The sequence below is a fragment of the Pseudomonas sp. OA65 genome, assembly GCF_017498305.1.
Taxonomy (GTDB): Bacteria; Pseudomonadota; Gammaproteobacteria; order Pseudomonadales; family Pseudomonadaceae; genus Aquipseudomonas; species Aquipseudomonas zanjanensis.
In genome coordinates, this window is record NZ_JAGDEZ010000004.1 from 83,446 (window position 1) to 96,420 (window position 12,975).

Annotated in this window: 13 protein-coding genes; all 13 read left to right on the top strand. The window is 65.1% G+C overall.

The window, feature by feature from the left end; translation table 11 throughout:
• The first annotated feature begins 108 nt into the window (after positions 1–108).
• The 13 genes from J3361_RS04715 (at position 109) to J3361_RS04775 (ending at position 12,960) form a co-directional block, all read left to right on the top strand.
• Complete coding sequence (locus J3361_RS04715; RefSeq protein ID WP_207962893.1) at positions 109–843, top strand: glycosyltransferase family 2 protein; 735 nt, start codon at positions 109–111, stop codon at positions 841–843.
• Positions 840–1,784 (top strand): glycosyl transferase, encoded by a 945-nt coding sequence (locus J3361_RS04720; RefSeq protein WP_207962895.1) that lies wholly within the window; start codon positions 840–842, stop codon positions 1,782–1,784. The genes J3361_RS04715 and J3361_RS04720 overlap by 4 nt, the downstream gene beginning before the upstream one ends.
• The gene (locus J3361_RS04725; protein ID WP_207962897.1) at positions 1,765–3,309 is read left to right on the top strand and encodes an aromatic amino acid ammonia-lyase; all 1,545 of its coding nucleotides are present in this window, start codon (positions 1,765–1,767) and stop codon (positions 3,307–3,309) included. Before J3361_RS04720 ends, J3361_RS04725 begins: the two co-directional genes overlap by 20 nt.
• Positions 3,302–3,727: an acyl-CoA thioesterase gene (locus tag J3361_RS04730; RefSeq protein ID WP_207962898.1), complete on the top strand. Its 426-nt coding sequence runs from the start codon at positions 3,302–3,304 to the stop codon at positions 3,725–3,727. The genes J3361_RS04725 and J3361_RS04730 overlap by 8 nt, the downstream gene beginning before the upstream one ends.
• On the top strand, positions 3,724–4,314 hold the full coding sequence (locus J3361_RS04735; RefSeq protein ID WP_207962899.1) for an outer membrane lipoprotein carrier protein LolA: 591 nt from the start codon (positions 3,724–3,726) through the stop codon (positions 4,312–4,314). The genes J3361_RS04730 and J3361_RS04735 overlap by 4 nt, the downstream gene beginning before the upstream one ends.
• A complete protein-coding gene (locus J3361_RS04740) occupies positions 4,298–6,637 on the top strand; it encodes a hypothetical protein (RefSeq protein ID WP_207962901.1) in 2,340 nt (779 codons plus the stop codon). Before J3361_RS04735 ends, J3361_RS04740 begins: the two co-directional genes overlap by 17 nt.
• A gap of 23 nt (positions 6,638–6,660) precedes the next feature.
• On the top strand, positions 6,661–7,920 hold the full coding sequence (locus tag J3361_RS04745) for an NAD(P)/FAD-dependent oxidoreductase (RefSeq protein ID WP_207962905.1): 1,260 nt from the start codon (positions 6,661–6,663) through the stop codon (positions 7,918–7,920).
• Positions 7,917–8,645 (top strand): class I SAM-dependent methyltransferase, encoded by a 729-nt coding sequence (locus J3361_RS04750; RefSeq protein WP_207962907.1) that lies wholly within the window; start codon positions 7,917–7,919, stop codon positions 8,643–8,645. The genes J3361_RS04745 and J3361_RS04750 overlap by 4 nt, the downstream gene beginning before the upstream one ends.
• Positions 8,642–9,124, top strand: coding sequence for a DUF3261 domain-containing protein (locus J3361_RS04755; RefSeq protein WP_207962908.1), 483 nt, complete (start codon positions 8,642–8,644; stop codon positions 9,122–9,124). Before J3361_RS04750 ends, J3361_RS04755 begins: the two co-directional genes overlap by 4 nt.
• Positions 9,125–9,342: 218 nt before the next feature.
• Entirely contained in the window at positions 9,343–10,539 is a 1,197-nt protein-coding gene (locus J3361_RS04760; RefSeq protein ID WP_207962909.1) for a beta-ketoacyl-[acyl-carrier-protein] synthase family protein, read from the top strand.
• Positions 10,536–11,003 carry a hotdog family protein gene (locus J3361_RS04765; RefSeq protein ID WP_207962910.1) on the top strand — a complete coding sequence of 156 codons (468 nt, stop codon included), beginning with the start codon at positions 10,536–10,538 and terminating at the stop codon, positions 11,001–11,003. Before J3361_RS04760 ends, J3361_RS04765 begins: the two co-directional genes overlap by 4 nt.
• Positions 11,000–11,734, top strand: coding sequence for a 3-oxoacyl-ACP reductase FabG (fabG, locus tag J3361_RS04770; protein ID WP_207962911.1), 735 nt, complete (start codon positions 11,000–11,002; stop codon positions 11,732–11,734). The genes J3361_RS04765 and fabG overlap by 4 nt, the downstream gene beginning before the upstream one ends.
• On the top strand, positions 11,734–12,960 hold the full coding sequence (locus J3361_RS04775; protein ID WP_207962912.1) for a beta-ketoacyl-ACP synthase: 1,227 nt from the start codon (positions 11,734–11,736) through the stop codon (positions 12,958–12,960). The genes fabG and J3361_RS04775 overlap by 1 nt, the downstream gene beginning before the upstream one ends.
• Positions 12,961–12,975: the final 15 nt, after the last annotated feature.

The following is a 12,975-nucleotide window of genomic DNA, read 5'->3' on the forward strand; positions in this document are numbered from 1 at the left end:
TGCTCCCGCTCGAGTGCGAAGCACTCGCTCTTGTAAAACCAGGGGCCGCTTCGCAGCCCAGCGGGAGCAAGCTCCCTCGCCACAATGGATTTGTGGAGGGCAGAAAACATGCATAACCCCTGCGCCGTCATCCCGGTCTACAACCACGAAACCGCCATCTCGGCGGTGGTCCAGGCGTTGCTCGCCAACGGCCTGCCCTGTGTGCTGGTGGATGACGCCAGCAGCCCGGCGTGTGCCGCGGCGCTGGAACGGCTGGCCGAAGGCGAGCAGGTGCATCTGGTCAGGCTGGACGTCAACCAGGGCAAGGGCGGTGCAGTGATGGCCGGCCTGCGCGAAGCCTCGCGCCTGGGTTTCAGCCATGCCTTGCAGGTGGACGCCGACGGACAGCACGATCTTGGCGACGTAAAGACCTTCATCGAGCAATCCCGGGCCCACCCGGACGCGCTGATCTGCGGGTATCCACGCTACGACGCCAGCGTGCCGAAAGGTCGCCTGTATGCGCGCTACCTGACCCACGTCATGGTCTGGATCAACAGCCTGTCCCTGCAAATCCGCGACTCCATGTGTGGCTTTCGGGTCTATCCCTTGGCACCGACCCTGGCGCTGATCGACTCGGCCAACATTGGCAAGCGCATGGATTTCGACTCGGACATCCTCGTGCGCCTGTCCTGGCGCAATCAGCCGATGCACTGGCTGCACACTCGGGTCCATTACCCCCAGGACGGGGTTTCGCACTTTCGCCTGTTCCACGACAACGTGCTGATTTCCAGCATGCACACCCGGTTGTTCTTCGGCATGCTGGTGCGCCTCCCCCTGATTCTTTGGCGACGGTGGCGCGCATGAGCCTTCAGGCAGACAAGCAGCATTGGGCCGACCGCCAGGAGCGCGGCAGTTTCTGGTTGATGAAGCTCACCGCCCTCGCCGCCAAGGTGCTCGGTCGGCGCTTGCTGACGCCGGTGCTGTACGGCATCGTCCTGTACTTCTTCATTTTCGGTCGTAGCGCCCGGCAGGCGGCCTGGCAATACCAGCAACGCCTGGCCGACTGGAGCGGCCGCCTCGACCTGCGCCCGTCTCACCGGCGCGTCTTCGGGCAGTTCATGGCTTTCGCCGACTCCCTGCTGGACAAACTCGACGTCTGGAACGGCAAGCTGCGCATCGACCAGATCGAAATCGTCGACCCGGCGCTGTTGCGCAATCATCTGCGCGACGCCCGCGGGCAAATGCTGGTGGGCGCGCACCTGGGCAACCTGGAGATGTGCCGGGCCCTGGCCGAGCTGGGCGAGAAAGTCACCATGAACGTGCTGGTGCACACCAAGCACGCCGAGCAGTTCAACCGTCTGCTGGGCGAAGCCGGCGCCACGCACCTGCGGCTGATCCAGGTCAGCGAGCTGGACCCGGTGATCATGTTGCAGCTGAGCGAACGCCTGGAGCGCGGCGAATGGCTGGCGATTGCCGGCGACCGCGTGCCGCTGCACGGCGGACGCAGCGTGACCGTGGATTTCATGGGTCACCCGGCGGCATTCCCGCAAGGCCCCTGGCTGCTGGCCGGCCTGCTCAAATGCCCGGTCAACCTGCTGATGTGCCTCAAGCACGAGGGGCGCTATCGCGTCACCCTCGAACCCTTCGCCGATGCGGTGGTGTGGAAACGCAACGAGCGTGAGCAAGCGATTGCCCACTGGGCCGCCCGCTACGCCGAGCGCCTGGCGCAGTACTGCCTCCAGGGCCCGCAACAGTGGTTCAACTTTTACCCTTTCTGGAAGACCGATGACGATGCCCACTCTTGAGCCGGTAACCTTCGGCGAACGCCCCTTGCGCATTGAAGACGTGCTGGCCCTGGCCAACCGTCAGGCACCGACGCAGTTGCAGGATGACCCGGCGTTTCGCCAACGCATTGCCAAGGGTGCGCAATTCCTCGATTCCCTGCTGGACAAGGAAGGCGTGATCTACGGCGTGACCACCGGTTACGGCGACTCTTGCGTGGTCGCCGTGCCGCTGCACCACGTCGAGGCCCTGCCCCGTCACCTGTACACATTCCACGGCTGCGGGCTGGGCAAACTGCTCGACGCCCAGGCTACCCGTGCGGTGCTGGCGGCGCGTTTGCAGTCGCTGTGCCACGGTGTGTCAGGGGTGCGAGTGGAACTGCTGGAACGCCTCCAGGCCTTTCTCGAACACGACATCCTGCCGCTGATTCCGGAAGAAGGCTCGGTGGGCGCCAGCGGCGATTTGACCCCGCTGTCCTATGTCGCCGCCACATTGTCCGGCGAACGGGAGGTGCTGTTCCGTGGCGAACGGCGCTTGGCCGCTGATGTACACCGCGAACTGGGCTGGACCCCGCTGGTGCTGCGGCCCAAGGAAGCCCTGGCGCTGATGAACGGCACCGCCGTGATGACCGGCCTGGCCTGCCTGGCCTTCGCCCGAGCCGACTACCTGCTGCAACTGGCGACCCGCATCACCGCACTGAACGTCGTCGCCCTGCAAGGCAATCCGGAGCATTTCGACGAACGCCTGTTCGCCGCCAAGCCACACCCGGGGCAGATGCAAGTCGCCGCATGGCTGCGCAAGGACCTGGCGATCGACGCCCCAACCGCGCCGTTGCATCGCTTGCAAGATCGCTATTCCCTGCGCTGCGCCCCCCACGTGCTCGGGGTATTGGCCGACAGCCTGGGCTGGCTGCGCGGGTTCATCGAAACCGAACTCAACAGCGCCAACGACAACCCGATCATCGACGCCGAAGCCGAGCGCGTGCTCCACGGTGGGCATTTCTACGGCGGGCACATCGCCTTCGCCATGGACAGCCTGAAGAACCTGGTGGCCAACGTCGCCGACTTGCTCGATCGCCAACTCGCCCTGCTGGTGGACGAGCGCTACAACCACGGACTGCCGAGCAACCTGTCGGGCGCCAGCGCCGAGCGGGCGATGCTCAACCATGGCTTCAAGGCCGTGCAGATCGGAACCAGCGCCTGGACCGCCGAAGCCCTGAAAAACACCATGCCGGCCAGCGTGTTCTCGCGCTCCACCGAATGCCACAACCAGGACAAGGTGAGCATGGGCACCATCGCCGCCCGGGATGCGATCCGCGTGCTGGAGCTGACCGAACAGGTCGCCGCCGCCACCTTGCTCGCCGCCAACCAGGGCGTCTGGCTGCGCAGCCGTGCCGAAGACGCACGTCCCCTGCCGCCGGCCCTGGCCGCCATGCACCAGCAACTGGCCGAGGATTTCCCTCCGGTCATCGAAGACCGCGCCCTGGAAGGCGAACTGCGCCTGTGCCTGCAACGTATCGCCGAGCAACACTGGAGGCTGCATGCGTAGCCAAGGTGTTTTGCACGTCGACACGCAGATCGTGGTGCCATTTTTCGACGTCGATTCGATGAACGTGGTCTGGCACGGCCATTACGTCAAATACCTGGAAGTGGCCCGCTGTGCCCTGCTCGACCTGATCGGCCACAACTACAACGACATGCTCGAATCCGGCCATGCGTGGCCGATCATCGACCTGCAACTGCGCTACGTGCGCAGCGCCGTATTCGGCCAGGCCCTGACCGTACGCGCAAGCCTGGTGGAATGGGAAAACCGACTGAAGATCAACTACCTGATCAGCGACGCCGCCACCGGCGAACGCCTGACCCGCGCCAGTTCGGTGCAAGTGGCGGTGGACATGGCCACCCGCGAAATGCTGCTGGCCTCGCCCCGGGTGTTTGTCGAAGCCGTCGAGAGGAAACTGCCATGAAACGCCTGCTCGTCTGGTTACTACTTGGCCTGTCGCCCCTGGCCCAGGCGTTTGACTTGCAACAGCTGAGCGACCAACTGGCCCGCCCGGAGGTGATCCACGGGCAGTTCATCCAGGAAAAACACCTGCGCGCCCTGCCCCAGCCCCTCACCAGCAAGGGCCGCTTCGTGCTGGCGAAAAACCATGGCCTGCTGTGGCTGCTGCAAACCCCGCTGCAACAGGACTACCGCATCACCGCCCAGGGCATCGCCCGGCGGGATGGCAATGCCTGGCAGATGCTGCCGAACAAGAGCGCCGGCGCCGATCAGAATCGCTTGTTCCTGGCGGTACTGCAGGGCGACAGCACAGGCCTGCAACGGGATTTCGAACTGAGCCTGTCGGGCGAGCCGCAGCAGTGGAAACTCACCCTGACCCCGCGCTCGGTGCTGCTCAAGCAGGTCTTCAATCAGATCAACATTGACGGCGGCGAACTGGTCCAGCGCATCGAACTGCTGGAAACCCAGGGCGACAGCACGGTGCTGCGCATGCAGGACACGACCCACGCGCAACCTTTGAGCGAAGCGGAGCAACATGATTTTGCCGAGTGAACGGATGCTGCCCCGGCTGTTCCTGATCCTGCTGTTGGCGGTGCTCGCGCTCGCCGGCTGGCAATGGCGCAACGGCGCGCCGCTGTCGGCCAATCTCATGGAGCTGGTGCCGGGCACTTCGCCCGACGCCCTGGAGCTGGTCGCTGAGCAGCGCATGCAGGAACCGCTCAATCGCGAGGTGCTGGTGCTGGTCGGTCATACCGATCGCCAGCAAGCCGTCGCCCTGGCGCAAACCCTGGGCGAGCAATGGCAGGCCAGCGGCCTGTTCGAGAAGGTGCAGTGGACATTGCAGGCCGACGTGCCGGCGCTGCGTACGCAATTGCTCAACGGCCGACTGGCGATGCTCTCGGCGGCGGACCGGCAGCAATTGATCGAGCAGCCCCAGGCGTTCATCCAGCAACGGGTGCAGGCTTTGTTCGATCCGTTCAGTGGCTTCAGCCTGGTGCCGAACCAGGACGATTGGCTGGGCCTGACCGGGCGTATCCAGAACAGCCAGCCACAACGCGGCGCAATAAAATTCGACATCGGCAGCGGTGCGTTGGTCGCCGATGCCGACGGTAAAAGCTGGGTGATGCTGCGGGCTCGTGCCCAGGGCGACGCCTTCGACATGAACCTGCCGCTGCAAGTGGCCGAGCTGCTGCAACGCAGCCGCGACCAGGCGAACCAGGCCCACGGGCAACTGCTGGCGGCCAGCGGCCTGTTGTACGCCGCCAGCGGCCAGCAACAGGCATCGCGGGAAATCACCTGGGTCGGCGGTGGCGCAACCCTCGGCATCCTGCTGCTGTTGCTATTGGCCTTCCGGCGCCTGCGTGTGTGGCTGGCGTTCGTGCCGGTGCTGGTGGGCATGCTGTTCGGCGCCGTCGCATGCGTGGCCTTGTTCGGGCGCATGCATGTAATGACGTTGGTACTGGGTTCGAGCCTGATCGGTGTCGCGGTGGATTACCCGCTGCACTACCTGTCCAAGAGCTGGAGCCTCCAGCCGTGGCGCAGTTGGCCGGCCTTGCGCCTGACCCTGCCGGGGCTGAGCCTGAGCCTGGCGACCACCTGCATCGGCTACCTGGCCCTGGCCTGGACACCGTTCCCGGCCCTGACCCAGATCGCGATCTTTTCCGCCGCCGGGCTGGTGGGCGCCTACTTGACTGCGGTCTGCCTGTTGCCGGCGCTGCTCAAGGGCGCAGACGTGCGTCCAGCCCAATGGCCGCTGCGGCTGTGCGAAGGCCTGCTGCAAGTGCGCCAAGCGCTGTTGGCGCGGGTGCCTACGCCAGTGCTGCTGGTGTTGCTGCTGAGTTTTTGCGCGGGCGGCCTCTGGCACTTGACCACGAAAAACGACATTCGCCAGTGGATCGGCACGCCCCAGCACCTCACCGACGAAGCCCGCGACATCGCGCGCATCACCGGCTTCCAGCCCACCAGCCAATTCTTCCTGATTCGCGCCGACGATGAATCACAACTGCTCGAACGCCAGACCGCTCTCAACGAGCGACTGGACCAATTGATCGCCCTGGAAAAACTCCAGGGTTATCTGTCGCTGAACCAACTGGTAAGCCCGCCCGCCGAACAGCAGAAAGTGCGCGAGGCCCTGGCCCGGTTGCCGGCCGTTTGGCAACCGCTGCTGGACGTCGGCGTGCCGGTCACGGCGCTGCAAGCAGAGCTGGCGCAATTGCAGGCCTTGCCGGTGACAGACATCGATGCCGCGCTGGCCGGCCCCCTGGCCGAGCCGTACCGCACACTCTGGCTCGGCCCCACGACGCAGGGCGTAGCCGCCATGATCAGCCTGCAAGGCTTGAACGATGCCGCGCTGCTGCGCGTGCAGGCCTTGGACCTGCCGGGCGTGCAACTGGTGGATCGCCTGGGTGACCTGAACCGGGTCTTCGCCGCCACGCAGGTCAGCGCCGCCGAGTTGAAACTGGCCTCCTGCGTGCTGATTGTGCTGGTGCTGATCTGGCCGTTTGGCGTCGGCGGCGCCTTGCGCATCGTTGCCCTGCCGTTGCTGGCCGCGCTGTGCAGCCTGGCCAGCCTCGGCTGGCTGGGACAACCACTGACGTTGTTCAGCCTGTTCGGCCTGTTGCTGGTGACGGCCATCGGCGTCGATTACGCGATCCTGATGCGCGAACAGATCGGCGGTGCCGCCGTGAGCCTGCTGGGCACCCTGCTGGCCGCGGTCACCACCTGGCTGTCGTTCGGCCTGCTGGCATTGTCCAGCACACCGGCGGTGAGTAACTTTGGCCTGGCGGTGAGCCTGGGGCTGGCCTTCAGTTTCATGCTGGCGCCGTGGGTCGGGCGCCAGGAACACCCTATACCTGCTCAAGAAGATCAACGATGACCCAGGATATTCAAGGAATCCCAATGCCTGTCACTGAAACGGAATCTCGCCAGGTCGTCATCATCGGTGCCGGCCCCGCCGGCGCCATCGCCGCCGCCCTGCTCAAGCGCAAGGGCCACGATGTGCTGGTCATCGAGCGTCAGCATTTTCCACGGTTCTCCATCGGTGAGAGCTTGTTGTCCCATTGCCTGGATTTCGTTGAAGAAGCCGGCATGCTCGATGCGGTGAATGCCGCTGGGTTCCAGCGCAAGAACGGCGCCGCGTTTGCCTGGGGCGAGCGCTACAGCGCCTTCGATTTCGGCGAGACCTTCAGCAACGGCAAGCCCACGACTTTCCAGGTGCAACGCGCCGACTTCGACAAGTTGCTGGCCGACCAGGCCGCCCTGCAAGGCGTGGAAATCCGCTACGGCCAAGCGATCACCCGCGCCGACTTCAGCCTCGCCAAGCCATGCCTGGGCGTGCAGCGCGAAGACGGCAGCGAGTACCGTGTCGAAGCCGACTTCGTGCTCGATGCCAGCGGCTATGGCCGCGTCCTGCCGCGCCTGCTGGACCTTGAGGCGCCGTCGAACTTCCCGGTGCGCCAGGCCGTGTTCACCCACATCGAGGATCGCATCGACGCCCCGGCGTTCGACCGGGAAAAAATCCTCATCACCACCCACCCGAGCAAACGCGACGTGTGGTTCTGGACCATTCCGTTCAGCGGCGGACGCTGCTCGGTGGGCGTGGTCGCGGCGGCGGAACATTTCGCCGGCCGCACCGACGACCTCGATGCCTGCCTGCGCGGTTTCATCGACGAAACCCCGAGCCTGGCCGGCGTGCTGCAGAACGCGGTGTGGGACACCCCGGCGCGGACCATCGGCGGCTACTCGGCCAACGTCAAGACGCTGCACGGCCCGGGCTTTGCCCTGTTGGGCAACGCCGCGGAATTCCTCGACCCGGTGTTCTCCTCCGGCGTGACCATTGCCATGCGGTCGGCGAGCATGGCCGCCGACGTGCTCCACCGTCAGCTGCAAGGGGAAAGCGTGGATTGGCAAAGTGAATTCGCCGAACCGCTCAAGCGCGGCGTCGATACCTTCCGCTGCTACGTCGAAGGCTGGTACGCCGGGACGTTCCAGGACGTGATTTTCTACACTGAAGGCTCTGACGACATCCGCCGCATGATCAGCTCGATCCTCGCCGGCTACGCCTGGGATCAGCGCAACCCGTTCGTCAGTGAGCCCAAGCGGCGCCTGCGCATGCTCTCGGAAATCTGCGCGAGCCCGGCGTCGAGTCCGCAACCATGAGCTTCCTGAGCGACAACTACGTCGAAGAAACCCGCTTCGGCTTCTGGTTCCTGCGCAGCCACACCTGGCAGCACCATGTGCTGCGCGTGGCGATCAACGACCTGCGCAGCCTGTTCAGCACCGCGCTGCCGGCCGACCCGGTGCTGCTGGACGCTGGCTGCGGCCAGGGCAAGTCGTTCCAGTACCTGCGCCAGGCGTTCGCACCACAACGCCTGATCGGCGTGGATGCCGATCCCCACAGCCTCGACCTGAGCCGGGAGGAAGCCGCGCGCCAGGGCATGGCCGTGGAGCTGATCGGCAGCGACTGCGCGACCTTGGCGGTGCCCGACGCCAGCGTCGACCTGCTGTTCTGCCACCAGACGTTCCATCACCTGGTGGAACAGGAAAAAGCCCTCGCCGAGTTCTACCGCGTCCTCAAGCCCGGCGGCTATTTGCTGTTCGCCGAATCCACCGAAGCCTACATCGATACCTGGGTGATCCGCTGGCTGTTCCGTCATCCGATGCACGTGCAGAAAAGTGCTGCGCAGTACCTGCAGATGATCCGCGACCAAGGGTTCCAGTTCGAAGAACGCAACGTGTCCTACCCGTACCTGTGGTGGAGCCGTGCCAAGGATTTCGGCCTGCTGGAGCGCTTCGGCCTACGCCGGCCCAAGCCGTTTGGCGAGCGTGAGGAAACCCTGGTCAACGTGGTGGCGCGCAAGCCCTGCGAAGGGGTTGCCGGATGATCCGTGGTCTGATGATCGCCTGTGTATTGCTGCTCAGTGCCTGCGCCAGTCAGGCACCGCTGCCCGCACGCACGCCGACCCTGGCGCTGCCGATGCAACTGCACATCGAGCGGGCACTGGCTGGCCAACGCCAGGATTGGTTACTGGTGATCCAGCGCGAAGACACCGGCATCCGTTGGTCGATGATGGACCCGTTGGGCATTCCCCTTGCCCGCCAGCGCCTGATCGATGGCCAGTGGCAGGCCGACGGTCTGCTGCCCCCCAATGCCGAGGCCCGGGAGTTGTTCGCCGCGTTGTTGTTCGCCTTGACGCCTGAGGTCGAGCTGCCCGGCAACTACCCGACGGCGCGACAACAGGCGTCGCAACGAACCCTCGAGAGCCGTTGGCAGGTGCGCTACACGCAGCCGCTGGATTTTGAAATAAGCCTGCCCCAAGGCCTGCGCTACCGCATCACACCGTTGACCGAGAACGCCCCATGACTCATGCCGATCAACCAAGTGGATACCTGGGGAAACACACACCGTGGCGAGGGGATTTATCCCCGCTGGGGCGCGAAGCGGCCCCCAACCCAGGCAACTCGGTGCCAGTAAGATCAAGGTCGTTGCTTTTGGGGCTGCTGCGCAGCCCAGCGGGGATAAATCCCCTCGCCACAGGATTACTGCATGCCTTTATTTCTCTTACTGACTGGCATTAGCCCATGACCGCCTATCTGAATGCCCTCGGGGTGATCTGCGCCTTGGGTCGCGACAAACACACCGTCGCGCGCAACCTGTTTGCCGGTGACTGCTCGGGCGTGCGTATCAAGGACGGCTGGGTCGCCGAACGGGCCTTGCCGGTTGCCGCGGTGCCCGGTGAACTCGCGCCCATTCCCCAGGCCCTGGCGGCGCAACGCAGCCGCAACAATCAACTGCTGCTGGAGGCGGGGCTGCAGATTCGCGCCGAGATCGACCAGGCCATCCAGGCCTACGGTCGCACCCGCATCGGTATCGTCCTGGGCACCAGCACGTCGGGTATCGATGAAGCCAGCCAGGGCATCGCCCATTACCTGCGCGAGCAACGCTTCCCCGACGGCTATGACTACCAGCAACAGGAGCTCAGCGCGCCGGCCAACTTTCTTTCCGACTGGCTCGGCCTCAGTGGCCCGTCCTACGTGATTTCCACGGCCTGCACCTCCAGCGCCCGCGCCTTGATGAGCGCCCGGCGCCTGTTGGACTTGGGCCTGTGCGATGCCGTGCTGTGCGGTGGCGTGGACAGCTTGTGCAAATTGACCCTCAACGGTTTTTCCGCTCTAGAGGCGGTGTCGAACGAGCGCTGCAATCCGTTCTCGGTGAACCGCAGCGGCATCAATATTGGCGAAGCGGCCGTGCTGTTTCTCATGAGCAAGACGCCAGGCGAGGGCACACCGATTGCCTTGCTCGGCGACGGCGCCAGCTCCGATGCCCACCATATTTCCGCGCCGGAACCCAGCGGTCGTGGCGCGCGCCAGGCCATGGAAAAAGCCCTGCGCTGCGCCGGCCTCGACGCCAGCCAGATCGATTACCTGAACCTGCACGGCACCGCCACGCAACACAACGACGCCATGGAAAGCCAGGCCGTGGCCGGGCTGTTTCCGGCGGGCGTGCCCTGCTCGTCCACCAAGCCCATGACCGGCCATACCCTCGGCGCGGCCGGGGCGCTGGAAGCGGCGTTCTGCTGGCTGGCCCTGAGCGCGGAAAACAGCGCCCAGGCCCTGCCGCCGCATGTCTGGGACGGCCAGGCCGATCCTGCCCTGCCGGCGCTGGACTGGGTCACCGCCAGCACCCACCTGAACCCGGCCACCCCGCGCCGCCTGATGAGCAACTCATTTGCCTTCGGTGGCAACAACGTCAGCCTGATTATCGGAGACGCCCCATGATTGACTGGCCGCTCGCCGAACTGCTGCCCCATGCCGGCGACATGATCCTCATCGACCGGGTCCTGTCGTTCGATGACGAACAGATCCACACCCACGCCACCGTCAAGCCCGGCGGTTTGTTCAACCGCGACGACGGCGCGCTGCCGGCCTGGGTCGGCATCGAGTTGATGGCCCAGAGTGTGGCGGCGTTTGCCGGTTGCCACGCACGCCAACGCGGCGATGCCGTGGAGCTGGGCTTTCTGCTCGGCACTCGCAAGTTCGAATGCAACGTCGAAAGTTTCCCCGCCGGCGTCGAGCTGACCATCCACGGCGTGCGCTCCCTGGAGGACGACAACGGCATGGGCGTGTTCGAATGCCACATCCACGCGCCCGGCATCCATGCCACAGCCCGGCTCAATGTCTTCCGTCCGCCCCAGGCCGCCCGTTATCTTCATGAACCGTCCGCAACAGGAACTCCGCCATGACTGAATCCATACTGGTCACCGGCTCCAGCCGTGGCATCGGCCGCGCCATCGCCTTGCGCCTGGCCCAGGCCCAGGCCGGGCACGACATCGTGCTGCACTGCCGCAGCGGCCGCGCCGAGGCCGAGGCAGTCCAGGCAGAAATCCAGTCCTTGGGCCGCAACGCCCGGGTGCTGCAATTCGACGTGTCCGACCGCGCCGCCTGCAAAGCCATCCTCGAAGCCGACGTGGAAACCCACGGCGCCTATTACGGCGTGGTGCTCAATGCCGGCCTGACCCGCGATGGCGCCTTCCCGGCCCTGAGCGAGGACGACTGGGATGTGGTGATGCGCACCAACCTCGACGGTTTCTACAATGTGCTGCACCCGGTAATGATGCCGATGATCCGGCGCCGCGCCGCCGGACGGATCGTCTGCATCACCTCGGTTTCCGGGCTGATCGGCAATCGCGGCCAGGTCAACTACAGTGCCTCGAAGGCCGGGTTGATCGGCGCGGCCAAGGCATTGGCAATCGAGCTGGGCAAGCGCAAGATCACCGTCAATTGCGTTGCGCCGGGGTTGATCGACACCGCCATGCTCGATGAAAACGTACCCGTGGAAGAGCTGATGAAAATGATCCCCGCCCAGCGCATGGGCACCCCTGAAGAAGTGGCGGGTGCGGTGAATTTCCTGATGTCCGCCGAAGCCGGTTACATCACCCGGCAGGTCCTGGCCGTCAACGGAGGCTTGTGCTGATGAAGCGCGTCGTCGTCACCGGCATGGCCGGCATCACCTCCATAGGCAGCGACTGGGAGACTATCGCCGCCAACTTCGCCGCCAATCGCAGCGGCATCCGGCGCATGGATGAGTGGGACCGTTTCACTGAACTGAACACCCGCCTGGCCGGGCCCATCGACGACTTCCAGGTCCCGGCCCACTGGACCCGCAAGCAACTGCGCAGCATGGGCCGGGTCTCGCGCCTGGCGGTGGGCGCGGCGGAACAGGCCCTGGCCGATGCCGGCCTGCTGGGCGACGAATCGATCAAGGACGGGCGCATGGGCGTGTCCTGCGGTTCGTCCACCGGCAGCACCGACGAGATCAAGGCGTTCGGCAACATGCTGCTCAACAGCGTGGCCGAAGGTCTGAACGCCAACTCTTATGTGCGGATGATGCCCCACACCACGGCGGCCAACATCAGCATCTTCTTCGGCCTGACCGGGCGCCTGATTCCCACCTCCAGTGCCTGCACCAGCGGCAGCCACGGCATCGGCTATGCCTACGAGGCGATCAAGTTCGGCCGCCTGCCGTTGATGCTCGCCGGCGGTGCGGAAGAACTGTGCCCGACCGAAGCGATGGTCTTCGACGCGCTGTACGCCACCAGCCTGAAAAACGATGCCCCGCAAACCAGCCCGCGTCCCTACGACAAGGGCCGCGATGGCCTGGTGATCGGCGAAGGCGCCGGCATGCTCGTGCTTGAAGAACTGGAACACGCCCTGGCCCGTGGCGCACGGATCCATGCCGAGATCGTCGGCTTTGGCAGCAACGCCGACGGCCAGCACGCCACCCGCCCCGAACTGATCACCATGCGCCGGGCCATGGAACTGGCCCTGGAAGATGCCGGCCTCGAACCCTCGGCCATCGGCTACGTCAACGGCCATGGCACCGCCACCGAACAGGGCGACATTGCCGAAACCCTGGCCACCAGCAGCCTGTTTGGCGAGCACATGCCCATCAGCTCGCAGAAGAGTTTCCTCGGCCACACCTTGGGTGCCTGCGGGGCGCTGGAATCCTGGTTCAGCATTGAAATGATGAACCGCGACCTCTACGTGCACACCTTCAACCTCGACGAGGTTGATCCCCAATGCGGCAAGCTCGATTACCTGCGCAACGAATTCCGGCCGATGAGCCACGAATACGTGATGAACAACAACTTCGCCTTTGGTGGGGTCAACACCTCACTGATCTTCCGCCGCTGGCGCTGAATCGGATTCAAAGCC

What these genes read in the sequence shown, in the direction of transcription:
- J3361_RS04715 (WP_207962893.1), top strand. Translation starts at nt 109, where the DNA reads ATGCATAACCCCTGCGCCGTCATCCCGGTCTACAACCACGAAACCGCC.
- J3361_RS04720 (WP_207962895.1), top strand. Translation starts at nt 840, where the DNA reads ATGAGCCTTCAGGCAGACAAGCAGCATTGGGCCGACCGCCAGGAGCGC.
- J3361_RS04725 (WP_207962897.1), top strand. Translation starts at nt 1,765, where the DNA reads ATGACGATGCCCACTCTTGAGCCGGTAACCTTCGGCGAACGCCCCTTG.
- J3361_RS04730 (WP_207962898.1), top strand. Translation starts at nt 3,302, where the DNA reads ATGCGTAGCCAAGGTGTTTTGCACGTCGACACGCAGATCGTGGTGCCA.
- J3361_RS04735 (WP_207962899.1), top strand. Translation starts at nt 3,724, where the DNA reads ATGAAACGCCTGCTCGTCTGGTTACTACTTGGCCTGTCGCCCCTGGCC.
- J3361_RS04740 (WP_207962901.1), top strand. Translation starts at nt 4,298, where the DNA reads ATGATTTTGCCGAGTGAACGGATGCTGCCCCGGCTGTTCCTGATCCTG.
- J3361_RS04745 (WP_207962905.1), top strand. Translation starts at nt 6,661, where the DNA reads ATGCCTGTCACTGAAACGGAATCTCGCCAGGTCGTCATCATCGGTGCC.
- J3361_RS04750 (WP_207962907.1), top strand. Translation starts at nt 7,917, where the DNA reads ATGAGCTTCCTGAGCGACAACTACGTCGAAGAAACCCGCTTCGGCTTC.
- J3361_RS04755 (WP_207962908.1), top strand. Translation starts at nt 8,642, where the DNA reads ATGATCCGTGGTCTGATGATCGCCTGTGTATTGCTGCTCAGTGCCTGC.
- J3361_RS04760 (WP_207962909.1), top strand. Translation starts at nt 9,343, where the DNA reads ATGACCGCCTATCTGAATGCCCTCGGGGTGATCTGCGCCTTGGGTCGC.
- J3361_RS04765 (WP_207962910.1), top strand. Translation starts at nt 10,536, where the DNA reads ATGATTGACTGGCCGCTCGCCGAACTGCTGCCCCATGCCGGCGACATG.
- fabG (WP_207962911.1), top strand. Translation starts at nt 11,000, where the DNA reads ATGACTGAATCCATACTGGTCACCGGCTCCAGCCGTGGCATCGGCCGC.
- J3361_RS04775 (WP_207962912.1), top strand. Translation starts at nt 11,734, where the DNA reads ATGAAGCGCGTCGTCGTCACCGGCATGGCCGGCATCACCTCCATAGGC.